The organism is Deltaproteobacteria bacterium (genome assembly GCA_016210045.1).
GTDB lineage: Bacteria > UBA10199 > UBA10199.
On record JACQUX010000024.1, the window covers coordinates 135002 to 159954 of the forward strand.

Sequence of the window (24953 nt, forward strand, 5' to 3'; positions counted from 1 at the left end):
CATCCGGTCGACCGCTGCGCGCAAAAAAACGCCGGGCGCCCGTATCGCACGCCCGGCGTGGTGATGCGCACTCTGTTAGAACATGGCCCGGATATTCAGCAGCAACTCATGTTGCCGTCCCGTGGCCCGCGCACTCATCTCTTCGCGCGCCGTCAGGCCGATCCGCATATTCTGTCGCGGCATGTAACTGACGTGCTCCGAGACCTTATGGTACTCGGCCCCGCTGTTCGCGGTGTCCTGGACTTTATCGTACTGGAGCGCCAGGAACCACTGCGGATTCAGCAGGTACCCGACTTGCCCACTGAAGCCGTGTCGCTTGTTCTGCGCCCCGGCGAAGTCGTAATTGCGCTCCTTCTCCATGAAATAGGACGCGATCACGTCGAGATCTTTCCAGCGTAAGTTCGCCGCGCCGGAGTAGGCGTAGAACGTGTTCTTGACTTGGGCCACGGCCGGCGTCTCCGCCCCGGAAACGGCGGTGTCGCGCCCATGCATCCCCCACGCCGTCACGGAACTCCCGGCGAAGTCCCCATCCGGGATTTCGAAGCGGAGCGTCCCGAAGAAGTTCTTATACTGATTCGAGTCGACGAATTTCGACCCGTTCGCCACGCCGACGGAATATTGGAAAAATCCCTTATAGCCGTACACCTCGATCGCCGGGGTGGGGCTCTCCAGCCGAATTTGGTCTTCCGGGGCCAACGCAGCCGCAGCCCCAAGGCTGGTCCGCGCGTTCGTGGCCGCGATGTTGATATTCGGGATCATCCGGAGCCGGCCGGTCTGGGCGTGCCAGTTCATCATCGAGAGCTTGCCTAATCGGATATTCAACAAGCTGGTGTGGAACAAGTTGTGATACCCGAGCGTGAACCAATTGATATGGGGCACTCCGGCAGTGCTGTAGGTCGTGCCGTTTTCCCCGTTCATCTCGACCTCGGCAAAGATCGAGGCGTTCTTGAAGATCGTCCCGGCCACGAAGAACTGGAGCCAATTCGCCGCGCCGAAATTGTAGCGCAGCTTTTGCGTCCCATCGATGTTGAGTGCCTTCGTCGTCACCTCGACCGGGGTAAAACTGATCCGGAAGCCGAATAAGTTGCTGACCTTGTCGATGAACGTCAGGTCGTCGATCTTCTCTTTGGTGTCGTCGCCGTCTTCCGTGTCTTCGAATTGATAGCCGTTCCGCGCGAACTTCTCGCCGATGTAATTCAGCCGCGGGAAGGCCGTATGGCAAGTCTGACACGCCACGTTATATTTCCGCGCCCATTGCGCCACGGCATTTGCGGATTGCATATCAACCGCAGCCGGTGTGACCGGGAACCAATCGGTCGCCAAATACGACCGCGCCGGACAGGCGTCGTCCGACCAATGGATCGTCAGGCTCATCCCGAAAAACACCGCCACCGCCAGCCCCAACCCCAGCAGCCACCTTCGCTTCCGCCCCTTCTGCATACGACCCCCTTGGTGAAAAAGTTTGGAACTGACTACACGAATGTCCGTTTGAATGGCTACCTGTATATTAAAGACCCGTCATCTGTCGTCATGACCGACACAACGCACTCACATGATTGTCGTCATTTTGCTACCCACGCTTGATGTACCGTGTCGTGGGGCCTTGACCGATCTTTTGCAAATACCCTGCACGCAACAAACCTTGAATCAGTTTCTTCGCACTCGTCCCGCCGATATTACCGAACGCTTCAATCTGCCGTCTGGTAATTTCCGCATTGGCGGCAAAATAGTGATCCAGCGCTTGGCGGACTTCAGGCCGTTCCACCGCGCCGCGTGGCCGTCGAAACACGACCTTGACCTGGTCGTGATTCGCCTCGAAGGTCGGTGGAGGATTATTGTTCTTCTTGAGGGCCCGGCGCATGAGTCGCACCCCCTGCCCCAGTTCTTCCGTCAGCCCCAACGTCAATAAGGCATGCATGATCTTCGGATTCCGCGAGTAATGCCGGCGATCCATATTTTCCAACGTGATCATGCTGGGCAACCCTCCTGCACTGATCACTTCCAGCCGGTCCGGATACCAACGACATTCGTTCCGCAACCCGGCGATGCGATAATCGCGATGGGCAAAGGCATTCAACAAGGCCTCGCGGATCGCGGCCTCCGGATATCGCTGTTCCTCGTGGCGACGCAGCCCACGCACCCCCCTCGTGATGTTGTTGTACGGCCGGATGAGTTCCATGAGTCGATCCAACAACCGGACCGCCGGCAGCGCGATATCTTCTCGAAACGTGTACATGCGTCCTTCCGCACCGTATTGCACGAACGTGAAATCGCGCTGCAATAAAATGTCGTCGCCGGATTTGCCAAAGAGGATCAATGCCCCAGCCCGGATTTTGAATTGCCCGTGTTCCTGTTTTGCCAAGCCGGCTTTGATCAAAAACTCTTCGAGATGCAGATCGCCTCGCACGGAGGTTGCCGCGCGGCGAGCCACGACATATTCTTGCAGTGCTGCGACATCGAGCGCTTCCAGGCCCATGTCGAGCAGGCGTTCTTCATACGACACCTCGGATTTCGTTTCTGCCAGCCGTAATAATTCCTCACCCAGCACCCGCTTATCCTGCGTCCCGACCCGAATGTAGGTCTGTCCCGCTGCCACGGAATGGAGATGGCCACTCTTCTCGATACGGATCTTCAACACCGCTCTGCCTCGACTCACCGGAATCCGCTGTAATGAGATCGGCACCGGGGGCGAACACCCCTCTCGCGCCGCATTTTGAATATGATCCAACACGGTTGATGTCACCGCCAGACCTTGAATCAGTCGCTGATCGGTCACTCCAAGATAGATCGCGCCCCCCTCCGTATTGGCAAGGGCCGTCATCGTCACAGCGAGCTCTTTCGGACTCACGCCGCCGGAATAGGATTTAAATTCAATAAGATCTGACTCTTCCGCTGGAATGATCCCTTCCGAATCAGTCATGGATAACTTCTAACATATCGGTCACAATCGGTCTACACTGATAAATATCGGCCGCGACCCCAGCGCGCAACCTGATCTGTAATGCCTGCGGGGATTGAGGACCGTAGCAATCACTCTACTCTTCGACCCGCTCCGTCACGGCCGCAAAAGTTGTCTCCGCAACAGGTCGACGATGGAGCACGCCCATGGCCCACAGCGCGGGTGCAGAGCCTGTTTCTACCCGCGCTTGATATATCGTGTCCCAGGGCCTTGACCGATCTTTTGCAAATACCCTGCACGCAACAAACCTTGAATCAGTTTCTTCGCACTCGTCCCGCCGATATTACCGAACGCTTCAATCTGCCGTTATGCTCTAACACGAGCGGCGTCACCGCCACAACGTGGATCAGTCGCTGATCGGTCACCCCAAGATAGATCACGCCCCCTTCCGTATTGGCAAAGGCCGTCATCGTCACGGCCAGATCCTTCGGGTTCACACCGCCGGATTAGAGTTTTTCGACAAGCCCAATACCGTTATTCGAGGAAGGTGGGGATCTGGCGGAGGAACTCCTGGATTGGGATGATGTCGATCCCTCCCTCGCGCATTTTCCGGTTCCCGCCATACACACAACAGGCGGAGGCCATCGGATAGTCTTTCAGAAAGGCACGTAGGCCGGTGAGATCGGCGGGTCGAATCTTGGCCGCCCGTTTTACCTCGAGCGCCTTGATGCCCCGCGGTCCGTAACAGATAAAATCCACTTCCGTTCCTTGAGACGTCCGCCAGTAATAGAGGTCATATCCATAGTGATAAGAGTCGTTGAGCGCCCGCAGTTCTTGGAAGATCAACGTTTCGTATGCCACGCCTTCGATCTCTTCCGGTCGATCCAGGGGACCCTTCGGGCGCAGCGTGCGATACACGCCGACATCAAAGAAAAAGAATTTGGGATGGGCCACGAGTCGGCGCTTGGCGCGCTTGGTGAAGGCGGGGAGCCGCACGGCCATCAATAAGTCTTCCACGATCCCGAAGTATTGTTCGACAACCTTCCGCTCAACGTGGCAATCATTGGCAACGGCCGAGATGTTGAGGACGCTTGCTTGGGAAAAACTTGCGGCCTCCAGAAAACGTGAAAAGGCCGCGAGGTTCCGTGTCAGGCCTTCCTGTTGGACTTCCTCCCGCAAGTAGGTCCGAATGTACGATTCAAGATAGCGCGTGGGATCTTCCTCAGTGTAGGCGCATGGAAGGTGACCATGGCGCACGGAGTGGGCCAACTCGAAATCCGCGCCCAGCTCCTGGACCGTCAGTGGATAGCACAGGAATGTGAGGGCACGACCGGCAAGCAAGTTGACGCCTTTCCGCCGGAGTTTGCGTGCGCTCGATCCCGTGAGAACGAATTGTCGACGATCACGTTCGATCAAACGGTGGACTTCGTTCAAGAGTTCGGGGATCCGTTGCACCTCGTCGATGATCACGGCGTATTGAAAGCCGGTAGGGATCAACTGTTCGAGCCGACTCGGGTGGGCGAGAAGGTCGGCGTAGAGCTCCGATTCGAGCAGATCAATGTAGAGGGCGTGAGGGAATTGCGCACGGACCCAGCTCGATTTTCCGGTGCCGCGTGGTCCAAACAGAAAAAAACTCTTCTTCGGTGGGGTGAGCAATCTGGAATACATAATTCCAGATTGCATATATTTTTGGATTTATCAATTCCATTTTGCACAAAGCCCCATCCTGTCGATGATATCCCAATCCTAGAGGAGCACATCTCATTAAACGCCCTACTCTTCCACGCGTTCGGTCACGGCGGCGAATGTGGCGTCCGCAACGGGACGGCGATGGATCACGCCCATGGTCCACGGCGCGTCGCGAGCGATGCGGTATGCGGATTCCGCGTCGGCCGGGTTGTAGTCGGGCGGGAGCGTTTGCAAATTCTTGTCGATCTCGTCCTGAAACTCGCGGCCTTGATAGGTGACGCAGACGGAGAGGCAGTGGATGAACGCGAAGCCGGGATAGCGAATCGCTTCGGTCAGCATTCGGGTCATATGGGCCATGTCGCCGGCATGGGTGCGCGCGACGAAGCCGGCGCCGGACGCGAGCACCAACAGCACGGGATTGATCGGCGGCTCGTCGACGCCGGCCAAGTGTTTGCGCTCCTTAGTGGCGCGCGACGTGGTCGGCGAGGCCTGGCCCTTGGTGAGTCCGTAGATCGAATTGTCCATCACGAAATAGGTCAGGTCCGGATTGCGGCGAATGGCATGCGGGATATGGCCGCCGCCGATCGCGAACGCGTCGCCGTCACCGCCGCACGCGAGCACGGTCAGATCGGGGCGCGCGGTTTTCAGGCCGGTCGCGATCGGGAGCGCGCGGCCGTGGACGCTGTTGAATCCGTACGTGGCGCAGTACCCGGGCATGCGGCTGGAGCAGCCGATCCCGGAGATGACGGCGATTTGTTCGTTGGGGAGCCCGAGTTCCGCAAATGCGCGGGTGAAACTCTTCAACACGGCATAATCGCCGCATCCGGTGCACCAGACCGGATTGCATTCGTTGCGGTACTCAATGGGCTTCCGTTTCGCTGTGGTCATAGGGTTGCTCCTCGTTTTTTTTCAAGGTGGACCGGCGAGGTGACAGTCTCCCTACGGGGGGCACGCGTCGGATTCGGCTTACGCGCCGAATCCGCGCTCACGCTCGCGCGCTGCGGCATCATCAGCATGGATGCAGCGCGCTCCGCGAGTCCCCCCGTAGGGAGACTGTCACCTCGCCGATCATCATTCATATACACTGCGTATGCTCCGCATTCTGACCATGTGCTTCACTCCAGTGGGTGGAAAAGCAAGGACTGTGGAGCCACTTGTTTCCGCCATTTTGCACTTTGCATTTTGATTTTTGCCTTTTTGCATTTTCCGTTCATCCCAACCACTCCTCAACTTCGCGCAACTGAAACGGGAGGCCGCCGGCGCGGCCGAGGCGGCGGGCGGATGTGTCGATTGCGCCCAATGCGCGGAGGTGATGATGGAGTTGGCCTTGGTAGTTCATCTCGACCACACTCACCTGCTGGCGTCCGTGCAGGAAGGCCCGCAACGCGTCGATCGGGAACGGGTGGAGGATTTCCGGAACGAACAGCGCGGTGTCGGGATGGGTCGCGACATATTGTCGGACGACGCCGGCACTGCTCCCCCACGCGATCACCGCGCGCGGAGCGGTCGTGCGCCCGTAGCTGGAGCACCACGCGGCGCTCACTTTCGCGACCGCGGCCAATTTGGCGAAGCGTTTGCGGCTCATGGTTTGGTGTAACGCGCCGTCCGACGACGGCGTTCCGCGTTCGGTGTGTTCGATGCCGGCGATGCTGTGCATCCCGCCGGGTGTGCCGGGGATCGCGCACGCGCTGACGCCGTCGGCGCATTCCAGGTCTTGGAGATTAAAGCGCAGAAACGACTCGCCGGGCGCGGGTTGCGCGGTGCGGCGCGTGCCGCGCGGCAATGCGTCCGTGCTCACCGGATCGATGATCTCGGAACGCTGCGCGATGCTCGCGTCGGACAGGACCAGGACCGGGAGTTGATACGTTTCCGCGCAATAGAACGCGCGGAACATCGTGGGATAGCAATGCGTGACATCGGTCGGGGCCAACACCACGCGCGGGAAATCGCCGTGACCACCGTACACCGCGTGCCACAAGTCCGATTGTTCCGTCTGCGATGGAATGCCGGTCGACGGACCGGCGCGCTGGCAATTCACGATCACCAGCGGAATTTCGGCCATGCTGGAGAGCCCAAGCAGCTCGCTCATTAACGACAGTCCGGGCCCGCTGGTGGCGGTCATCGCGGGCACGCCACCGTAACTGGCGCCGATCACCATCCCCAGCGCGGCCATTTCATCTTCCGCTTGCACTAAACGTCCGCCGACGGTCGGGAGCAAATCGGTCATTTCTTCCAAAACCTCCGATGACGGCGTGATCGGATAGCCGGCGTAAAAGCGACATCCGGCAGCAACCGCCGCGCGCGCGCAGGCCTCGTTGCCGCTGAGCACACTGCGCGGCGCCGTGTGCTCCGCCGGACGCGGCGCCCGCCACGGCAACGTAATGGCCTCGAGTTCCCGATAGCCCAATTCCAATGCCCGCAAATTCGTCGAGATGACGCCCGAACTCTTATGGCCGAACACTTCTTCGACGCACGCCTGCCCGATCGCCAGGTCCCATCCCAGCGTCCGGAGCAATACGCCATACAGCAGCACGTTCTTCGTCAGTTCCGGTAATCCGGCGCGTTCCAAAAGAGCGCCGAAGTCGATCGCGACTTTCGGGCCACCGGCGGCTTGCAACAGCTCCGGCATCGGCTGCGTCTCTTGCCCGTGGAGAATCGCGCTGTGTGTGGTCACATCGAGTTCGCGCACGAAACGCGCTACGTCGGCGAAACGGAAACAGACGACGAGGTCTTTGGTCCGCCCCACCACGCCGATCGGCTCTCGACCGATCGTCACGTGCGCGGCCGATTCGCCGCCGCGGATCTGCGGGCCGTAACTCTGCGTCATCATCCCATAGAGTCCGATCCGCGCCGCGGTGCGGATCAGCATCGCGGCGGTCGCCATCACGCCATCACCGCCGCTCCCGATCAGCGCCAAATGGATTTCGTGTTCCGTGTTCATACCAGTTGCTCCTTTGCTGACACTGGCGGATGCGCCAGCTCTTCCGGTACCGGCCAACTGCCGGGCCGATGCAAGACATACGTCGGACAGATATCCACGCAGGCCTCATTGCACGAGGGACCATAGGCCACACACGCGGCATGGTCGATCTGGATGGTGGTTCCATCCCAGGTGATCGCCTGTGCGGGACACGCGCCGACACACTTTTGGCATGTTGTACAACCGACCATGCACTTCGCGCGCACGGCAGAAACCTTTTCGCGCGCTACGCACGCCAATTCCACACGATGCACGCGCGGATACAATTCCAAAATTTTCTTCGGACACGCCGGCACGCAAAGGCCGCATCCGGTACATTGGGCGGCATCGATCTGCACGATCCCCCACGGTCCGATGCGCATCGCGTCGAACGGGCAGGCGCGCACGCAATCGCCTAAGCCCACACACCCATTTTTGCACATGCGTGGACCGCCGAACGTCAGCGTGGCTGCGGCACAGCTGCGAATGCCGAGATACGCGGCTTGGTCGCGCACATACGCGGTCGTCCCATGACAGCGGAGCACTGCTAAGCGGGCCTCGACCACGCCCGCCGCCTTCCCGGTCAGCCGCGCCACTTCCGCCGCCGTTGCCGCACCACCCGGCACACAGAGCGTCGGCGCGGTCTTCGCCTCTTCGGCCACGGCTTCAGCATACGCGTCGCAGCCGGCAAAACCGCACGCGCCGCAGTTCGCGGAGGGGAGCAAGCCGCGCACACCCTCCACGACCGGATTCGACGGCACATAAAACCGACGGGCCGTGGCGGCGAGGGCAAAGCCGAAGAAGATCCCCAATAACGAGAAGACCACCACACCCCAAATGACGACCGGCATCATAGCCCCTCCGTCGCGGTGGGGTGCTTATGCACGATGGGCCGGAGCTGCGGACCGGGGGCCTCCAGGGTACGCGGTCGACTCGCCATCGAGGCGAGTCGCCGCTCGCCCTCGCCGATTTCGTCATAAGATTCCGCAAGGAGAAATCGGCTGCGAGAGCCCCTGGAGGCCCCCGGTCCGCAGCTCCGGCCGAAGTTCAATCGTACCTGGGGGACTTCTCTCCGATGTAGCCACTCTCCCGTCGGGTAGAGCTCGTGGTTCCCGGTTGGGATTCTTGAAACTGCAGAACGAGCGCCACAGGGGCCCCGCGTCGCAGGCCGCTGGGATAGGGGGGACCCGCTGTTGCGGGGGGGAAGGGTTGGCCCTTCCCTCCTGCGGCCTGCGGCGCGGGGCCCCTGTGGCGCGCCCCCGCCCCTGATACAACGCAGCTGCACAACAGATATTGGGGTACTATTCGAAGTGGGCATCAGTTCCATATTTAGACCTGCAATCCCGAGAAGCCTAAAAATGCGAGGGCAAAGAGTCCGGCTAAAATGAATGCGATCGGCATCCCGCGGAAGATCGCCGGGACCGGTGCTAAATCGGCTCGTTCCCGCGCGCAACTCATCAGGAAGAGCGCTAACGCAAACCCCAGCCCGCTCCCCAACGCCAACGCCAACGACGGCCACAAGCCGCTATTCGCCATCGCGTTCAGCAGCGGCACCGCGAGAATGATGCAATTGGTCGTGATCAGCACGACGTAGATGCCGAATTTCTTGTGCAAGCCACGATGGACCTTTTTCATGATGGTATCGACTAATTGCACTAAACACGCGACGATCCCGATGAAGATGATGATTTGCAAAAATCCCAGATGGAACGTCCGCAATGCGAAGCGATCCACCAGCCACGCCAACAGTCCGGAGCAGAGGCCGACGAGCGTGAACGTCACGCCCATCCCGAGCGCCGTCTCGCGCTTGCGACTGACGCCGAAAAAGACACACAGACCAAGATAGCGCGTGAAGACGAAATTTTGCACCAACGCGGCGGCGAGGATCACACTCAGCACGGTGCTCAGCAACGACGGAGCCAATTCCCACTGGCGATGTTGCGCCAGATCGACGAGCTGATAACTGCCCCGCGTATCCAGCGTGGCCTCGGTCGTCAGCCGCCACGTCGTGGCACTCTCCCCCGGCTCCACGCTAGTCAGCACCAGCGGGATGTCCGGATCGCGCGTCGCCGTCAGCCGCAAATCCTCCACATGCGGCGGCGTCACCGTTGTGAGGACAATATGGTGCGCATCCAGAATATGGATCGGATCAACCATGCGCGCCGCCTCCGCCCGGCAACTTCCCGTTTCCCCAACGGCAATCGATCCAATTCATCGCCGCCATTAATAAGCCGATCATGAAAAATCCGCCGGCGGGCAGGATGAAGAACAGCAGCGGCCGTTCGCTAACCAGCGGAATCCCCCAAATCGCGCCGCTCCCCAAGACTTCGCGCAACGCGCCGATTAAGACCATCGCGAATGCGAAGCCGAGCCCCATGCCGCAGCCATCGACGACCGACGGGAGCAACGGAAACTTGGAGGCGAAGACCTCGAGGCGCGAGATGATGATCGCAAACGCGACAATTAATTTAATGTAGAGACCAATTTCGGCATACACGGTCGGCGCCAATGCGGCGCAGCCTAAGTCGATCACGGTGACCCACAGCGCAATGATGATGGTGTAGACGGGGATTCGGACCTTGTCGTGGATCACGCTGCGGAACACCGTGACGGTCAGACTCGACAAGACTTGCACGGCCAACACCGCCAACCCCATCAGCAAGCCGTTCTTGGTCGACGTCGTCACCGCCACGGCAGGGCACAAACTGAGGGCCAGCCGAAAAACCGGATTTTCCGCGAAAAATCCGCGCCACAAGAGTTGCCGCCATGAGTGCCCCCCGCCGATCGCGGCGGGGGATCCACTCCCCTCTCCCTTTGGGGAGAGGGATGGGTGAGGGGGAGGGATGACCCGATCAGTGGATGTCATATTTATTCCTCCCCCGCGCGTTCCAAAATGCTGAGTCGATGCTGCAAGTGTGCGACGGCCCGTTTGACACCATCAGTCAGCGCGCGGCTGCTGATCGTCGCACCGGTGACGGCATAGATCGGACGATCCCCATCCGCCGCCAGTGCGGCCGCGTGTTGAGTGCGCCACACGTCGAAGGCAACCCCGTCGCGCGCCCGCACTACGGTCAACCACTCTGGCGGAATCGGATCTTTCACGACGCGCAACGCCGCCACGCCCTCGCGGGATCGTCCCGCAAACTGGTGCTTAAACCCGGGCCGGACGATCTCGGCGCCGAGTCCCGGATCCTCTTCATGCGCCACGACTTCCACGGCACGCACGGTAAAATCCGCCGTCAACGCGACAAAAAACCGGATGGGACTCTTGAACCCTTGCTGCACTTCTTCGGTGACATAACCAGCGATGGCCCCTTCCAACCCATGACCGATAAAAAAACGTCCCACGGATTCGGCCCCGGGGAAATGCTCCACCACCCACGCGTCGAGTTGATCGCCGGTCACCGACGCCAACGTCTCCGAACGCGGCGTCCGGTCGATGACCGCTCCCTCCACCGTGACACGGAACAGCTCGCGTTCCGTGAGATATCCAACCATGGAATCTCCACTCCGCCACAGATAGCGCCGAATTTCCGTGACCGCCGCCTCTGCGCCGAGATCGAGCAATTGCCGCACGACCGCCGCTTCGCGCGTCGCGCGCTGCACGCGCGTGATCGGCTCCGTCACGGCATAGACGAGTCCGAGAATGAGCGCCGCCAGCAGACACGTCACCGTGAGGCATCGAGTGATCCGCCACATCTCACGTGTATTAATGATCGACGGTTGACTGCTCACGACTCACACTCCTATTGCTTCTGGCGCCACGCGCTTCGGGCGGAACCATTGATTCAGCGCGGGCGTGACAGCGTTCCACAGCAAGATCGCGTAACAGATTCCTTCCGGATATCCACCCCAGATGCGAATGATGCCGGTGAGCGCGCCGATTCCAAGTCCGAAAATGATTTGCGCCCGCGGCAACAACGGCGCGGTAACGTAATCGGTCGCCATATAGAACGCACCGAACCAGAGCCCGCCGGTCAGGAGATGAAACAACGGCACGTCGGAGGCCAACGCGACCAAGCCTGTGCCGACCAGCACGCTGAGCGGAATATAGACGGAGAGAATTCGACGCCGCAGCAACACCGCCGCGCCGAGCGCCACTAACACGACGGAAACTTCGCCGATCGACCCTGCCCGGAACCCTAGCAGCAACTGCCCGTAATACGCGGGCCCTAACCCAAGCAGCTCCGCCGCGCGCGCCACGCCTTCCAATTTCAGCACTGTGAGCGGACTGGCCGTGGTGACGGCATCCGCCGCCCACCACACCCCAGGCCGCGGCGCGAGCCAGGTCGTGGTCATCGCGAGCGGAAAACAGGCCATCAGAAACGCGCGCGCGACCAGCGCCGGATTGAAAATATTGTAGCCGAGCCCGCCGAACAGCATCTTCGCGAACACAATCCCCATGAACCCACCAATGGCCGGCATCCAGAGCGGCAGTCCCGGCGACAGCGTCCCCACCAATAAGACACCGGTCAACACCGCGCTCCCGTCCCGCAACGTTTGGCGTTGTTGCCGCAAGCGATTGACCAACCACTCGCCGAGATAGGCGCCGACCACACCACTGGCGGTCAATCCCAGAACGCGGACGCCGAACAGATACGTAGCCCACAAATACGCGGGCAGCAGCGAAAGCGTCACCCACCACATGATGGCGCGCGTCGTCTGTCCCGCGTGCACATGCGGACCCGGGGCCAAGCGGAGTCCGGGCGTTTCAGCCATGGACCACCCCCGGCCGCACACCGAGCCCGATCGCACTCCCGGTCTGGAACGCCGCCTTCGCGATTTGGATAAATTGCACCAGCGGCCGCTCCGCCGGACAGACGTAAGCACAACAGCCGCATTCGAAACATTCCCGCGTCCCAAAACTTTCCGTTTCCAGCGCGCGGCCGGCCTCGGTGTAGATCGAAATTTGATTCGGTTCGAGTCCCAACGGGCAGGCATCGAGACACGCCGCACAGGAAATGCATGGCCCGTACGGTTCACGCTGCACATCGTCCACGCGGAGGAACAACAGCCCGCCGGTCCCTTTAATCACCGGCACATCGAGCCGCCCGAGCGCGCGTCCCATCATCGGACCACCGGCAATCACCATCGCCGTGCGAGCATCGAGTCCGCCGCAATGCGCGACGATATCCTGCACTAACGTCCCGATCGGCACACGTAAGTTCATCGGATGACCGATCCCAGGCCCTGTCACCGTCAGCACCCGATCCAACAGCGGCTGTTGATAGCGAACGGCCTGATAACACGCGATCGCCGTGGCCACGTTTTGCACCAAGACACCGACTTGCAGCGGCAGTCCACGCGCCGGAATCCGCCGACCCGTCAGCGCCTCGACCAATTGCCGCTCCGCCCCTTGCGGATAGCGGGTACGGCATAACAACACATCCGGTGCCGGCGAGAGCGACAACTGCTCCACTGCGGCCTGCAACACTACCGCGGCGTCCGACTTGTTGTCCTCGACGCCGATCACGACCCGTTGCGCGCCGATGATCTGCGCCAGCAACCACGCGCCGCGCAACACGTCCTTCGGGCTCTCCAACATCAGACGGTGATCACTGGTGAGATAGGGCTCGCACTCCGCGCCGTTCAGCACCACCGTATCGACGCGGACTCCATCCGGAAGCCGCAATTTCCGATATGTCGGAAACGCGGCACCGCCCAATCCCACGATCCCAGCCGCTTCGATGCGCGCCAACATAACATCGCGCGGCAATGTGGCCCAGGCTGGATCATCAGTGCATTGCGGTGCAGCCGCGTTCGGATCGACTGTGATCACGATCGCCGGAGCCTCGGTCAACGTCGGATGCGGGCTCAGCGCCACGCGCGCCACCGTCCCGGTGACCGACGCATGCACCGGCGCGCCGTTCGGCTCGGCCGTCGCAATCAGTTCGCCGCGTTGCACGACTTGTTTCCGCTTCACGATCGCCTGGGCCGGCGGGCCTAAGTGTTGCGCGAGCGGAATCGTGACTTCCGCAGGGATAAATGTGGTAATCGGCGTCTGTGCAGTCGCTTCTTTGTGCTCCTCGAGCGACACCCCGCCGCGAAGGAATCGGCGCAGTTCGCCGCTGATCCCCGCTTCGTGCGTGCTCATGTGGCATACCTATGGAAGTATATCGCTTGGGCCGGCGGTTTGACGCGCTGGCTTGGGGCCTCACCAAGCAGGTAGGTCGTCGTGCTCAAGGCATCAGCCATCGTGGCCGTCGCGGCTACGACCGTCGTGCTCAAATACGCATCCACCGGCGCGGCGCGCGTGGCATCGAAGAGATGTCCGATCCGCCGCCCATCCAGTACCACGGATTGTTCATAATTGCCGCTCGTCGCAACGCCCGCATCGCGCAGCGATAACCGTTCAAAACAGGAAGCCGCTTCGGTCCCAAACGGATTGCGAATGGCGACCCGCCAGCCGTCCGCCGCTTCGCTCGCGGCATCTTGCGGCACACCGAGCGCGTAAACATTTCCGCCCGCGTCGACCAAGCCATGTTCGACGCCGGCCGCACGCAACGCCGTGACGGCCCGATCGACCGCATAGCCTTTGCCGATGGACCCGAGATCGATCCCCGCACCTTCCCTAGCCAAGCCGACTTCACGCCGCGACCCATCGATATTCAGATGTTGTAGCCCAACCGCATCCAACGCGCGTTGCACGGCGGCGTCGGAGGGATAGTGACGAGACGCCACGCGTCCAGACTGCTGCTGTGTGTAAAATCCGTACAACTGCATGATCGGTAAACACGTGACATCGTACGCGCCGCCACTCCATCCATGCACCGTTCGCGCGACGCCGAGAATGTCGAGCAGCATCGGATCGACCGGAACGGCCGCCCGCCCCGCCGCTTGATTGATGCCATTCAGATCGCTGTCCCGGCGATGCAGACTCATCACCCGATCGACGTGTTCGATCGCCGCAAACGCGGACCCGATGGCGGATTCCGCCTGACTCAGATCAGGATGATGTACCGTGATGGTCACCACCGTCCCGAGTAACGGACGACTCTGACGAACCGCCGAAAAACTGGACCTAAGTCGTTCGCGGATTAGGCCAACACTCCCTAACGCCCCGGCGCACAAACTACCGGAAAGGACTCGGAGAAATTGACGCCGCGTCAGCGGCGATGAGTTCGATGTCATGATGTCTCTAGGATTACCCCCCGCCCCCCGCCCGGCCTATGACCGTGATCACCTGATGGTGATGGTAATGGTCATTAGTTGCCGTCGTCGAACTCCTTTAAGGTGCAGATGAACCCGGGATAACAAGGAGACCGCATGAGCGCTGAAACTGATCGTGAATTCTATGTCGACGCCGATCTATGCACCGGTTGTAATGACTGCATAAAGGCCCTTCCCCAACATTTTGCCGACACCGGAGAAGACACCGCCGAAGTGACAAACTGCGCAGGCGCAGACACCGCCAAAGTCGAAACTGTGATGAAGGCCTGCCCCGGCAAGGCCATTAAATGGAAGTGACACCGCCGGTACCGACCACAACGACCGGGGGGACTTTCATGGACACGATTCGTGAACAATTAGCTCGACACATGACCGACCACGCACTCGAAATGCGCGGCGATGGACGTGCCGGCAGCGGCTTAGTGCTCACGTGGCAGGCGTTCGCCGCATTCGCCCTCTCCGATCACGCATTACATGTCCAAGAGTGGCCGCTGTTCAGTTCCGCCCGCAAAGGGGCGCCCACGCGCAGCTTCCTCCGCGTCAGCCGCTCCCCGATCGAAAAGGCCTCGCCGATCACGCATCCGCATCTCGTCGTCGCGATGGATATCGGTGTCACGGCCATGGTCGATTTCGCGGAAGGCGTCCTGCCGAACAGCGTCGTGATCCTCAACACCGGACGCACGCCGGAAGAAGTCGCGACGCAATTTCAAGTCAGCGGACATATTTTCACCATCGACGGCGACCAGCTGGCGCTCCACTATTTAAAAAAACCGCTCGGCAATATTTCGGTGCTCGCGCTGTTGACAGAGCTCGTGCTCGGCTGGGACGCCAAACGCGCCACGCCGCACCTCATTCACTTGCTCGAAAAACGGCGACTGCCGCCATCGCTAGTGCAACGGAATTGTGAATTGTTCGAGGCCAGTTTCGGCGAATCCCGGTATGTAAACATCGCGGCACAGACGGGCGCCAATCCACACCCCGCGCCGACGTTTCGCGGCTATGGCGACGTGATGCCCGGCGCACAGTCGAATCTCCGCCGCTCTCGCAGCATGCATACCGCCGTCTACGCCCGCACCGGATTCCGCCTGCAATTCGCCGATCCGCAGAACGCCTGCAACGGCTGCGGACACTGCATCGTAAATTGCCCGGAGAACATCATCGACTTCCGCCCCGACCCGAACGTCGGCGTCGCGGTGACCGGCGCGCAAGTCAGTACGTACTGCAAACTCTGTCGGGAATGTATCGAAGTTTGTCCAAAACAACTCTTTAGCGAAGCGGCCGTTTCCGAAGAAGAGTGGCTGCACGAGGTACCCTCATGAGCGCGACCACTCCCGGCGTGCGCGAAACCCCGGCCGGTGCGATCTACGAGCGCGCCATCGACCTCTCGAAAGTCCGCGCCGCCCACCATCCGTTAGTGCGGGAACGCGCGATGTGGGACGCCGACGGCAACGCCGCCGCAGCGTACGCCTGCTTGCAAATGTGGCGCTGCATCCTGTTCGCAGGTTTCCCGATCACGCCATCGACCAAATGGTTGGAGACCGTCGCCGCGCTGATCGGCGATGGGACCGTACCCCGCAAAAAACTCAAACTGTTGGAAGCGGAACACGCGGTCGCGGACTACTTGGCCGGCGCCGCCGCCGCGTGTCGCGACTTAGTCGTCAGCACGGCCACCAGTTCCGTCGGACTCGACCATATGGCGGAATCCATTCGCTCGCTCGGCGCCAGCGGACTCGGCAACATCTTGCTCGTCGACGTCTATCGCGCTACCGCAAACTATCCCCTCTGCATCGAAGGCGACGCGTCGGACACGCTGGCACATCGCGATGCCGGATGGATCCAAATCTGCTGTCGCGGCGGCCAACAAATTTACGACACCATCCTCCAAGCCCCATGTCTCGGGATGCATCCGGAAGTGCTCACACCGGTGATGCCGGGGTACTTCGGGATCAAAGACAGTCATCGCAGCGGACGCTTGGTCGTGGAGCCGGACACGCAGATCCACGCGTTCCAAGACCGCTGGATCCAGCCCTCTCCATTGCCGGGCCTGCTCAACGGCGATACTGCCATGGGCAATTGCGTCACCTCGGCGTACTTCCAAGGATTCAAAATCGATCAACGCAAACGATTACTGCGCGTACTCGACTTACTGCCGGAAGTCGGCGCCGATTTCGAACGAACGTTCGGACGACCAGGGTTGCAACTCGTGGAACCTGTGCTGTGGCCGAAAGATGATCAGGTCGATCTCGCGATCATCGGCATGGGCCCCGACATTGGAACGGCGGCAGCGCTCTTAAAAGAATCCGGGCTGCCGGCCGGCACCCGCGTCGGCGTATTGGCCGCGCGCCTGCTCACGCCATTTCCCACGGCCGAATATGCGAAGCGGCTTCGCACCGCGAAGACCGTGCTCGTGATGAATCACGCGCATCATTATAGTGCGGGGCATTTGGCGCTCGACGTCACCCAGGCTTGCTACGGCCTCAATCCGCGCCCCACGGTGGTCAGCGCCTTCGCAGGCCTCGGCGGCGCAGCGGTCAGCGACACCACCTGGCAACGCCTGATCGACCACGCGTTGCGCGCCACGCGCGAGGGGATTGCGTTTCCACCACCGGTGATCGCACACGAAGGACAAATCGTATGGACATAACAGGGGCTCGCGTCGCCCCCTCCACCGGCAAAGCCGGATGGAGCCTCCCCCTCAACGCCGCTGTGCGGCTGATAGGCCAGCAGGAAGAGAGACTCTTTTTATGGCTAAATTTTTAGATGTCATCCAACGCGACTCCTGTTTTCAGCCGGGGTCCAGTCTCTGCCTCGGCTGTATGGAAGGCGTGGCGTTTCAGAATATCGGCAAGATCACGGACAACGGAAAGAAAACCGTCTTCGCGCTCGGCACCTTTTGCGGCGAGGTCTCGACGCTCCAATTCCCGAATCCGATCGCGTGGGGACGCGGCACGGAAACGCCGGCAGAATGGAGCAAGAGCTTCGGCATCATGCACCACGTCTTCGAATCCGCACCGAGCGTGGCGGAGGCGATTCGCGACACCGCCGACTTGCTCACCGATCTCGGCGCGTTGTCCGGACCTGTGCAAGTCGCCGCGCTCTCCGGCGACGGCGGCGCGCTCTCCATCGGACTGCGCACGCTGCTGCACACGTTGCATCGCGGCACCCGGATGACGATCTTCGTGCTCGTCAATGAAATCTTCGCCAACACCGGCTTCCAATTCAGCCCCGCCACGCCCCCCGGCGCCGACACCAGCACCACGCCATCTTCGGAACGCTGCGACGGCAACGTCACACTCCCGATCGACTATCTCGGTCTCTGCGTCGCCGCCGACGCGGCCTTCGTGGCGCAAGCGAGCCCCGCGTATCCGAAATATTTCGCCAAGGTCGTGGAGCGCGCGTTCGACGCGGCCGGCACGGCCGTCGTCTTCGTCCCCAGTCCGTGCATCACCGGCTGGAAGTTCGCCGAAGGCGAAACGGCGCAACTGGCGCGGCTCGGCTGCGAAACCGGGTTTTTTCCCTGCTTCGTGAAAGAGCATGGCCGCGTCGGCGAAGTCAAATTTGTGGAGCCGGATCTCGCCAAACGCCCGCGGATCGAGGATTTTATGGGCCCGCAGCGCCGCTTCCAACACCTTATCTATAAAGACCCGAACACCCGCGCCTACACGGCGCGGCCCGGATTTGAAGCCACGCTCGACCAGATCCGCAATTGGATCGCGTCCCGACTCGAGCGACTGCAGCATATCGCGACCCGTCCATAAACACACTGAGGATCAACCATGGATCTACGCGGCAAACGAGTGATGATCTTCGGCGGGGCCGGTCTGGTCGGACGCGCGATTGCGCGGCGGATCGCCGGCGAAGGCATTCGTGACCTGATCCTGGCCGGACTCACGGAACGCGAGGCCGCCGAAGCGGCGGATGCGCTGCGCACGCGATGTCCCACCCTGGCCGTTCAACACTGTTGGGGAAATCTCTTCGTCCGCCACGCGCTGAAAGACATCCCGCCCGGCGCGCTATTGGCCGATCCGACGCATCGCACCACGCTGATCCACGATCTAACCAACCCTTTCAGCCGCGAGATCCTCACCGGCTCCACGATCTTCCAGTTGCTGAACCACTATCGACCGGATGTCTTGATCGACGCCGTTAACACCGCCACCGGCATCGCGTACCAGAACATCTTCGGCACCGCGTTCGAAGCGGCGCAAGCGATCGGCACCGCGAACCGCGACGAAACGACCGACATCCTACAACGGCTGCTATGCACTCTCTACACCCCGCAACTGATCCGCCACGTGCAGATTCTCCGCCACGCGCTCGTCGAACATCACACCCAATTTTATCTGAAGATCGGGACCTGCGGCACCGGTGGGATGGGCTTAAATATTCCCTATACGCATAGCGAAGACAAACCATCGCAGATGTTACTGGCGAAGGCTGCGTTGGCCGGAGCCCACTCGCAACTGTTGTTCCTGATGGCCCGCACCCCGGGCGGCCCGATCATTAAAGAACTGAAACCCGCCGCCGCGATCGCGTGGAAGCGGATCGGCGTCGGACCGATCAGCAAAGGCGGTCGCACGATCTTGCTGGAAGCCACCACACGCGACGACGCCGTTCTACTGCGCGGCACGTTGCAGAAGCGCGCCGCCCATCCGCCGCGCTATCTGCAAGCGGACGGACGGCCCAAGGTCTTGATCGCGCCCCATATCGACACCGGCGAAAACGGCCTCTTCGCGCTCGGCGAATTCGAGACACTCACCGAAGAAGGCCAAATGGAATTCATCACGCCGGAAGAAATCGCGCAATGCGCGGTCTGGGAAATCCTCGGCCGCAACACCGGCCACGACATCGTCGCCGCGCTCGACAACTCCACGCTTGGCCCGACGTACCGTGCCGGACAATTGCGCCAACAGGCGCTGGATGAACTGAACCGCCTGGTCTCCGCATCGGGACTGGAGAGCATCGCGTTCGAACAACTCGGACCCCCGCGGCTTTCGAAACTCCTCTATGAAGGGCATTTGTTGCAGCGCCGTTACCACACGTTCGAAGCCGTGCTCGCCGCCGGCCCCGCCGAACTCGCACACGCGATCGAGTCCGACCTGTTCGCCGACGAAGCATTCCGCGCCCGCATTGTCTCGATCGGCATCCCGATCCTGCTCGCCGACGGACAACAGCTGCTGCGTGGCCAAACCATGGCCGTCCCCACCGACCCGCCCGGCCGCCACGACACACCGCTCGCAATCACCCCGGAGGCGATCGACCGCTGGGCCCACGACGGCTGGATCGACTTGCGCGCCCCCAACTGGGGACATTGGCAAAATCGGTTGCGCAAAATTCTCGCCGACCTCGCCGCCATTCCCCCCAACGAAACCTCGTCCGCCCTCTCCCGCGGCCGCCACTACTGGGGCACCGCCGATGGCGTCCACCCCATCGCCCCCGCCAAACTCGCGAGCTGGATCTTCATCCACGAAGAACACGGCAGTCGGATGAAGGGGTGAGGGTCACCCCCCTCTTTGGAAATGAGGGGGGATTGAAAGGGGGGATTGTGACGGGAAGAGGGTTCCCCCTTAGGTGGAGGATGTGGGTCTGAGCATTTTTCTGCCGGCGTCCGTCAGTCGGTACTGTTGCAATCGGCTGTGGGGTTTGTCGGGGAGGGTCCTTTCGAGCCAACCGGCGGACAGCAAAGGCTCTATATACGCCTTGCGGAAGTGTTCCCGATCCTTGATGCGTGCGGCCTTTTGGAGCTGCTCCCGCGATTGCGGCTCCCGCGCGACCGCTGCCAACACGGCCGTGACTTGCGGGGTGACTTGCGGGGTGACTTGCGGGGTGACTGGTTGAGTCGATCCGACCGACACTCGGAAAGTGACAACCGCCGCGCCGGTGATCTCCGCAAAGATCGGCGCGGCCATCCCGACCTCCTGACACATGGCGATGACGCGGTTCGTTCCGCGTCCCCATTTTTCAATCAACCCGGTGCGGTTGAAAACATCCGCGATCAATGGGTTTCGTTGGACCGAGAGATGCTCTTGGGTCAGGGATTCCGGCGTAATGCCTTTGGGGAAACCTCCCGCGCTCCACACCTCCACACGATCGTCGAAGATCGCCAGCGAAACCGCGCCCCCGGCGATGGCATAGTCCCGGTGGATAAACGCATTGACCAGGATTTCCCGCATGGCATCCGGCGGGATGAGCGACTGTTCCACGCGCCGCATCCGGCCGGGAATGATCTTCGCCGGCATCGGGAAATGGCGCTGACAAAAGATCTCTGCCTCCTCCAGCAACTTGAAGGCGGGACCGCGCACCAGACGTTGATCGAGGAACTCAGCCTTGTCCGTCCCCCGGAAACGAGCCAGGCGCAATTCGCACTGTGGGTAATCCGGAAGGAACGTTTTACCGAAAAGGACCACGGCGGCACGGAGGATGTGCCCATCCGTGCGGAGACCCAACCGGTCCAGCACATCGGGAAGGTTCCGGCCCATGGGGCCGACCAGACGCCCAACGGAGCGGGCAATGCCTACGATGCGGAAGACTTCATCGCGATCGATGTCCTTGAGGGTCATTTCGTCGGCGGGCTGATTCTCCCAACGCCGTTTGCTGTGCGCACGCTCGAAGAGCAATTGCTCGTACTGCTGCTGCGACATCTTGCGCGTAGTGCTGCCGACCCGCTCGTAGGGACGCCCCTCGAAGGTGAAAGGGATGGAATCCGACATCCCCGCCACACGGAGCATGAGGACCTCCCCGCCCTGTTCCATCGGAAGCCGTTCAATCGGAAGGGTGACGGGCGGTTCGAATCGGTCAAGTGCTTGGGCGATCTCGCGGAGCGTTTGATCGGAGACCTGTTGCCCTGCGGCCCAACCGTCGGGTCGGATGCCGAAGAACACCGTCCCGCCGGAACCATTCAGGAAGGCACACAGTGTGCGCATGCCCTCCTTCAACTCGCCGGTCGAACGCTTGAACTCCAAATTCGCGCCCTCTCCTTGACGAAGCAGGCGAGTCAATTTCTTCCTGGTGATGGACAACCTCATACTCATGTAAATTTCCAATCTCTGTGTCACGCCGAACGCACAACAGGTTGGGTTTCTGAGTCGGTATTTCTCAGCATTCCCTTGAACATTCAAGCGGGTATTCTTCATCTTCAAACAACGGCGTCCACCCCATCGCCCCCGCCAAACTCGCCAGCTGGATCTTCATCCACGAAGAACACGGCAGTCGGATGAAGGGGTAAGGGGAACAAATAATGACAGTCACGCATTTTTCGCGTATGCCTGCGGATGTGACGCGACATCTGATCGGAGTCATTGGCAGAGATTGAGTCATCGCATAGGGAGCGTAGCACGATGATCATTCCGCACACCCGCGTGGCCACGTTGCTCTGCCTGCTCTTGTTGCCGGCGCTGTGGTCTGCAGTGGGCCTGGCCGCGGAGAACACCTGCGTCACGTGCCATGAGGGCGTCGCGGGCACCGGTCATGCGGCGCACAATTTCGCCGATTGGAAAAAATCGGTGCATGCACAACGCGGGATTACCTGCGAACAGTGTCATGGCGGCCACGCGGATCAACGCGATGTGCCGCGGGCGCATGAGGGCGTCATTCGCTCCAGCGATCCGCGCAGCCCGCTCTACTTCACGCATATCCCGGAGGCCTGCGGCCGTTGTCATACAGCCGAGTTCGGCGCGTTCAAGGCCAGTTACCACTTTCGCGAGCTGCAGCGCGCCGGGCGGGGACCGAACTGCCTCACCTGCCATGGCGCAATGGCGACTCGCGTGCTGACACCGCAGGAAATGCAGCGCACCTGCACGCTGTGTCACGCCGAACCAACCCAAGCCGAACAAACGTTGGTCACATTGAATCAAGCGGACGCGTTGTTGAAAAAGTGGCGCGCGTTGCTGCGCGTGACACCGCAACCGGAACAGGCCACTGCGTTGGCAGCGGCGGAGCAACGGTATAAAACCGCGAAACAGACGTGGCATGGGTTCCAACTGAGCGACGTCCTGAACACCGCGCGCGCACTCGTTGTGCAAGCGCGGCAAGCGATCGCGGGGTTGGCGCCGGCCGGGGGCACGCCATGACGGACGCGTGCGACGCAAGCCGGCGTCGATTTCTCAAACAATTGACCTTCACGCTGGGCGGCATGATTGCGGCCGGTCTCATGGTCCCGGGCGGCGCCTATTTTCTCTCGCCGTTATGGGGCAGTCGCGAGGAAGACTGGATCGAGATCGCCGATGCCAAGTCGATTCCCCTCGGCGAACCAGTCAAGATCGACTTCATCCATCGGCAAAAAGACGGCTGGGCCACGATTGAAGGTCGCGCCAGCGTCTGGGTGGTCACGACCGACGGCGAACACTTCACGGCCTACGATCCGCGCTGTACGCACTTGGGCTGTCCCTACCGTTGGGATGCCTCCCAACGCGCGTTTCTCTGCCCGTGTCACACCGCCATCTTCAATCTGGAAGGCACAGTCTTGTCCGGCCCCGCGCCGCGCCCGCTCGATCGTTATCCTACGACCGTGACGGACGGAAAACTGCAGATCCGCCCCGTATTAGCGGAACATGGAGACGCCTGATGTGGCGTGCCCTCGCCGACTGGTTCGATGACCGCCTCGCCTCGCGCGAGATCAAACGCGCGCTGTTCGATCGCAAAATTCCGAAAGGCGTCGGGTGGCTCTACACATTAGGCAGCGCTGCCGCGTTTCTCTTCTCGCTCCAGTTCCTAACCGGCGTCTTGCTCGCGCTGAATTACGCTGCAACGCCCGAATACGCATATCTCTCCGTCCAATACGTGACCGAAAAAGTCCCGATGGGCCACTTTATCCGCGGCCTCCATATGTGGGGCGCGTCCGCGATGGTGATCATCGTCACCCTGCACATGCTGCGCGTCTATTTCATGGGCGCGTACAAATATCCGCGCGAAACCACCTGGGTGGTCGGCGTCGTGTTGTGGCTGTTGGTGCTCGGCTTCGGGTTCACCGGGTATTTATTGCCGTGGGATCAGAAAGGCTATTGGGCCACGGTGGTCGGCGCAAAAATCGCGGAACAAGCGCCGTTCCTCGGTACGGCGATTGCGCGGCTGCTGCGCGGTGGCGAACAAATTGGCGCCGTCACACTGACCCGCTTCTACGCAATTCACGTGCTGATTTTGCCAGCCCTCCTCGCGATCGGCACGCTGGTCCATCTTGTCATGGTGATCCGCCAAGGGATCTCGGCCCCACCGGAGCGAAAACAGCAGGCCCGCCATGAGTGACGAACGCGCCGCATGGAAAACTCGTGTCCGGGAACGTTACGAGCAACTGAAGAAACTCGGTCGCCCGTTTTTTCCGGACATCATCGCCAAAGACGCGATCGCGGCCACAGTGCTGTTTTGCGTGCTCATCGCACTGGCCCACTTCGTCGGCGTGGAATTGGCGGGCGTCGCCGATCCGACCGACACCACGTACAATCCGCGCCCGGAATGGTATTTCCTCTTTCTCTTCCAAGCGCTGAAGTTTTTTCCGGGCGCATGGGAACCGGTCGCGGCGATCATCCTGCCGACACTCTGTCTCGTTTTTCTCTTCTGTCTCCCGTGGATCGATCGCGGCCCGAACCGCCACCCGTTCGACCGCCCCATCCTGACACTGCTCGGAATCGGCGCCGTTGCCGGTTTCGTCACGCTGACCGTGCTCGGCATGAGTTCGCCGCTGCTGAATCCCGTCGTTCAACAAGATCCGACAATTGCGGCCGGCAAACAATTGTACGATGCGCTGCGCTGCAATTACTGCCACAGCATTAACGGACGCGGCGGGCTGCTGGCGCCCGACCTCAGCACCGTCGGCGCACGCCGCGACGGCGTATGGCTCGCCCAACATTTCACCGATCCGCAACAGGCCACGCCCGGTTCGCTGATGCCGCGCATGCACCTACTCCCCGAAGAAGTGGCCACGCTCGCGGCCTACATGCAATCGCTCGGCGGCGAGGGGCCATTCTCGGCGCAAGCCCCGGCCCGCTTCGCGGAACACTGCGGCAGCTGCCACCGCCTCGACGGCCAAGGCGGCGATCTAGGCCCCGACCTGAGCACGGTCCACACCTATCGCGATAAGGCGTATCTCCTCCAGTATCTCAGCGACCCCACGGCGCTCAACAAATCCGCCACCATGCCGGGATTCCGCGACACCTTGAGCGCTGCAGAACTCGAAGACTTGGCCCGCTATCTCCTCTCCACGCAACGCCAAGTCGCCCAGTAACTGTATACATTTTGTAAACA

General features: G+C 61.2%; 23 protein-coding genes. 9 read left to right on the forward strand and 14 right to left on the reverse strand.

Annotated elements, in window-relative coordinates:
• Positions 1-75: 75 nt before the first annotated feature.
• From HY696_08260 to HY696_08320, 13 genes are all read right to left on the reverse strand, one after another.
• Positions 76-1440 carry a hypothetical protein gene (locus HY696_08260; protein ID MBI4238394.1) on the reverse strand — a complete coding sequence of 455 codons (1365 nt, stop codon included), beginning with the start codon at positions 1438-1440 and terminating at the stop codon, positions 76-78.
• Between the two features lie 130 nt (positions 1441-1570).
• Positions 1571-2920: a putative DNA binding domain-containing protein gene (locus HY696_08265; protein ID MBI4238395.1), complete on the reverse strand. Its 1350-nt coding sequence runs from the start codon at positions 2918-2920 to the stop codon at positions 1571-1573.
• A 293-nt stretch (positions 2921-3213) separates the two neighbouring features.
• The gene (locus tag HY696_08270) at positions 3214-3396 is read right to left on the reverse strand and encodes a putative DNA binding domain-containing protein (GenBank protein MBI4238396.1); all 183 of its coding nucleotides are present in this window, start codon (positions 3394-3396) and stop codon (positions 3214-3216) included.
• Positions 3397-3433: 37 nt separating this feature from the next.
• A complete protein-coding gene (locus HY696_08275) occupies positions 3434-4567 on the reverse strand; it encodes an ATP-binding protein (protein ID MBI4238397.1) in 1134 nt (377 codons plus the stop codon).
• 105 nt (positions 4568-4672) lie between these two features.
• Positions 4673-5476, reverse strand: a complete 804-nt coding sequence (locus HY696_08280; GenBank protein ID MBI4238398.1) for a 2-oxoacid:ferredoxin oxidoreductase subunit beta — start codon at positions 5474-5476, stop codon at positions 4673-4675.
• A gap of 322 nt (positions 5477-5798) precedes the next feature.
• Complete coding sequence (locus HY696_08285; protein ID MBI4238399.1) at positions 5799-7529, reverse strand: 2-oxoacid:acceptor oxidoreductase subunit alpha; 1731 nt, start codon at positions 7527-7529, stop codon at positions 5799-5801.
• A complete protein-coding gene (locus HY696_08290) occupies positions 7526-8401 on the reverse strand; it encodes a Fe-S cluster domain-containing protein (protein MBI4238400.1) in 876 nt (291 codons plus the stop codon). The genes HY696_08285 and HY696_08290 overlap by 4 nt, the downstream gene beginning before the upstream one ends.
• 475 nt (positions 8402-8876) lie before the next feature.
• On the reverse strand, positions 8877-9704 hold the full coding sequence (locus tag HY696_08295) for an NADH-quinone reductase (GenBank protein MBI4238401.1): 828 nt from the start codon (positions 9702-9704) through the stop codon (positions 8877-8879).
• Positions 9697-10413, reverse strand: a complete 717-nt coding sequence (rsxE, locus tag HY696_08300) for an electron transport complex subunit RsxE (protein ID MBI4238402.1) — start codon at positions 10411-10413, stop codon at positions 9697-9699. The genes HY696_08295 and rsxE overlap by 8 nt, the downstream gene beginning before the upstream one ends.
• 2 nt (positions 10414-10415) lie before the next feature.
• Positions 10416-11282, reverse strand: a complete 867-nt coding sequence (locus HY696_08305; protein MBI4238403.1) for an FMN-binding protein — start codon at positions 11280-11282, stop codon at positions 10416-10418.
• Positions 11283-11285: 3 nt separating this feature from the next.
• Positions 11286-12266, reverse strand: a complete 981-nt coding sequence (locus HY696_08310; GenBank protein ID MBI4238404.1) for an RnfABCDGE type electron transport complex subunit D — start codon at positions 12264-12266, stop codon at positions 11286-11288.
• Positions 12259-13641 (reverse strand): electron transport complex subunit RsxC, encoded by a 1383-nt coding sequence (rsxC, locus tag HY696_08315; protein ID MBI4238405.1) that lies wholly within the window; start codon positions 13639-13641, stop codon positions 12259-12261. Before rsxC ends, HY696_08310 begins: the two co-directional genes overlap by 8 nt.
• Positions 13638-14678 (reverse strand): FAD:protein FMN transferase, encoded by a 1041-nt coding sequence (locus tag HY696_08320; protein MBI4238406.1) that lies wholly within the window; start codon positions 14676-14678, stop codon positions 13638-13640. Before HY696_08320 ends, rsxC begins: the two co-directional genes overlap by 4 nt.
• Before the next feature lie 135 nt (positions 14679-14813).
• On the opposite strand from HY696_08320, the gene HY696_08325 reads away from it, so the two are divergent.
• The 5 genes from HY696_08325 to HY696_08345 all read left to right on the forward strand — a co-directional run bounded on the left by HY696_08325 (position 14814) and on the right by HY696_08345 (position 20215).
• A complete protein-coding gene (locus HY696_08325) occupies positions 14814-15014 on the forward strand; it encodes a ferredoxin (protein ID MBI4238407.1) in 201 nt (66 codons plus the stop codon).
• Between the two features lie 38 nt (positions 15015-15052).
• Complete coding sequence (locus HY696_08330) at positions 15053-16036, forward strand: 2-oxoacid:acceptor oxidoreductase family protein (GenBank protein ID MBI4238408.1); 984 nt, start codon at positions 15053-15055, stop codon at positions 16034-16036.
• On the forward strand, positions 16033-17361 hold the full coding sequence (locus tag HY696_08335) for a hypothetical protein (GenBank protein ID MBI4238409.1): 1329 nt from the start codon (positions 16033-16035) through the stop codon (positions 17359-17361). Before HY696_08330 ends, HY696_08335 begins: the two co-directional genes overlap by 4 nt.
• 100 nt (positions 17362-17461) lie before the next feature.
• Positions 17462-18475, forward strand: coding sequence for a hypothetical protein (locus HY696_08340; protein MBI4238410.1), 1014 nt, complete (start codon positions 17462-17464; stop codon positions 18473-18475).
• Between the two features lie 18 nt (positions 18476-18493).
• Positions 18494-20215 carry a short-chain dehydrogenase gene (locus HY696_08345; GenBank protein ID MBI4238411.1) on the forward strand — a complete coding sequence of 574 codons (1722 nt, stop codon included), beginning with the start codon at positions 18494-18496 and terminating at the stop codon, positions 20213-20215.
• 69 nt (positions 20216-20284) lie between these two features.
• On the opposite strand, the gene HY696_08350 is transcribed toward HY696_08345, so the two are convergent.
• Positions 20285-21742 carry a putative DNA binding domain-containing protein gene (locus tag HY696_08350; GenBank protein MBI4238412.1) on the reverse strand — a complete coding sequence of 486 codons (1458 nt, stop codon included), beginning with the start codon at positions 21740-21742 and terminating at the stop codon, positions 20285-20287.
• A gap of 312 nt (positions 21743-22054) precedes the next feature.
• Between HY696_08350 and HY696_08355 the strand changes: the two genes are divergently transcribed.
• The 4 genes from HY696_08355 to HY696_08370 are packed head-to-tail and all read left to right on the forward strand — an operon-like array spanning position 22055 to position 24933.
• Positions 22055-22786 (forward strand): hypothetical protein, encoded by a 732-nt coding sequence (locus tag HY696_08355; GenBank protein MBI4238413.1) that lies wholly within the window; start codon positions 22055-22057, stop codon positions 22784-22786.
• On the forward strand, positions 22783-23280 hold the full coding sequence (locus HY696_08360) for a ubiquinol-cytochrome c reductase iron-sulfur subunit (protein MBI4238414.1): 498 nt from the start codon (positions 22783-22785) through the stop codon (positions 23278-23280). The genes HY696_08355 and HY696_08360 overlap by 4 nt, the downstream gene beginning before the upstream one ends.
• On the forward strand, positions 23280-23957 hold the full coding sequence (locus HY696_08365; protein ID MBI4238415.1) for a cytochrome b N-terminal domain-containing protein: 678 nt from the start codon (positions 23280-23282) through the stop codon (positions 23955-23957). The genes HY696_08360 and HY696_08365 overlap by 1 nt, the downstream gene beginning before the upstream one ends.
• A complete protein-coding gene (locus HY696_08370; GenBank protein MBI4238416.1) occupies positions 23950-24933 on the forward strand; it encodes a c-type cytochrome in 984 nt (327 codons plus the stop codon). Before HY696_08365 ends, HY696_08370 begins: the two co-directional genes overlap by 8 nt.
• The last annotated feature ends 20 nt before the right edge of the window (positions 24934-24953 follow it).

Bases quoted from the DNA above. Each gene is read 5' to 3' on its own strand.
- HY696_08265 (MBI4238395.1), bottom strand. From the start codon at position 2,920: ATGACTGATTCGGAAGGGATCATTCCAGCGGAAGAGTCAGATCTTATT.
- HY696_08340 (MBI4238410.1), top strand. From the start codon at position 17,462: ATGGCTAAATTTTTAGATGTCATCCAACGCGACTCCTGTTTTCAGCCG.
- HY696_08365 (MBI4238415.1), top strand. From the start codon at position 23,280: ATGTGGCGTGCCCTCGCCGACTGGTTCGATGACCGCCTCGCCTCGCGC.
- HY696_08290 (MBI4238400.1), bottom strand. From the start codon at position 8,401: ATGATGCCGGTCGTCATTTGGGGTGTGGTGGTCTTCTCGTTATTGGGG.
- HY696_08280 (MBI4238398.1), bottom strand. From the start codon at position 5,476: ATGACCACAGCGAAACGGAAGCCCATTGAGTACCGCAACGAATGCAAT.
- rsxE (MBI4238402.1), bottom strand. From the start codon at position 10,413: ATGACATCCACTGATCGGGTCATCCCTCCCCCTCACCCATCCCTCTCC.
- HY696_08260 (MBI4238394.1), bottom strand. From the start codon at position 1,440: ATGCAGAAGGGGCGGAAGCGAAGGTGGCTGCTGGGGTTGGGGCTGGCG.
- HY696_08310 (MBI4238404.1), bottom strand. From the start codon at position 12,266: ATGGCTGAAACGCCCGGACTCCGCTTGGCCCCGGGTCCGCATGTGCAC.
- HY696_08325 (MBI4238407.1), top strand. From the start codon at position 14,814: ATGAGCGCTGAAACTGATCGTGAATTCTATGTCGACGCCGATCTATGC.
- HY696_08350 (MBI4238412.1), bottom strand. From the start codon at position 21,742: ATGAGGTTGTCCATCACCAGGAAGAAATTGACTCGCCTGCTTCGTCAA.
- HY696_08335 (MBI4238409.1), top strand. From the start codon at position 16,033: ATGAGCGCGACCACTCCCGGCGTGCGCGAAACCCCGGCCGGTGCGATC.
- HY696_08370 (MBI4238416.1), top strand. From the start codon at position 23,950: ATGAGTGACGAACGCGCCGCATGGAAAACTCGTGTCCGGGAACGTTAC.
- HY696_08275 (MBI4238397.1), bottom strand. From the start codon at position 4,567: ATGTATTCCAGATTGCTCACCCCACCGAAGAAGAGTTTTTTTCTGTTT.
- HY696_08295 (MBI4238401.1), bottom strand. From the start codon at position 9,704: ATGGTTGATCCGATCCATATTCTGGATGCGCACCATATTGTCCTCACA.
- HY696_08345 (MBI4238411.1), top strand. From the start codon at position 18,494: ATGGATCTACGCGGCAAACGAGTGATGATCTTCGGCGGGGCCGGTCTG.
- HY696_08360 (MBI4238414.1), top strand. From the start codon at position 22,783: ATGACGGACGCGTGCGACGCAAGCCGGCGTCGATTTCTCAAACAATTG.
- HY696_08320 (MBI4238406.1), bottom strand. From the start codon at position 14,678: ATGACATCGAACTCATCGCCGCTGACGCGGCGTCAATTTCTCCGAGTC.
- HY696_08330 (MBI4238408.1), top strand. From the start codon at position 15,053: ATGGACACGATTCGTGAACAATTAGCTCGACACATGACCGACCACGCA.
- rsxC (MBI4238405.1), bottom strand. From the start codon at position 13,641: ATGAGCACGCACGAAGCGGGGATCAGCGGCGAACTGCGCCGATTCCTT.
- HY696_08355 (MBI4238413.1), top strand. From the start codon at position 22,055: ATGATCATTCCGCACACCCGCGTGGCCACGTTGCTCTGCCTGCTCTTG.
- HY696_08285 (MBI4238399.1), bottom strand. From the start codon at position 7,529: ATGAACACGGAACACGAAATCCATTTGGCGCTGATCGGGAGCGGCGGT.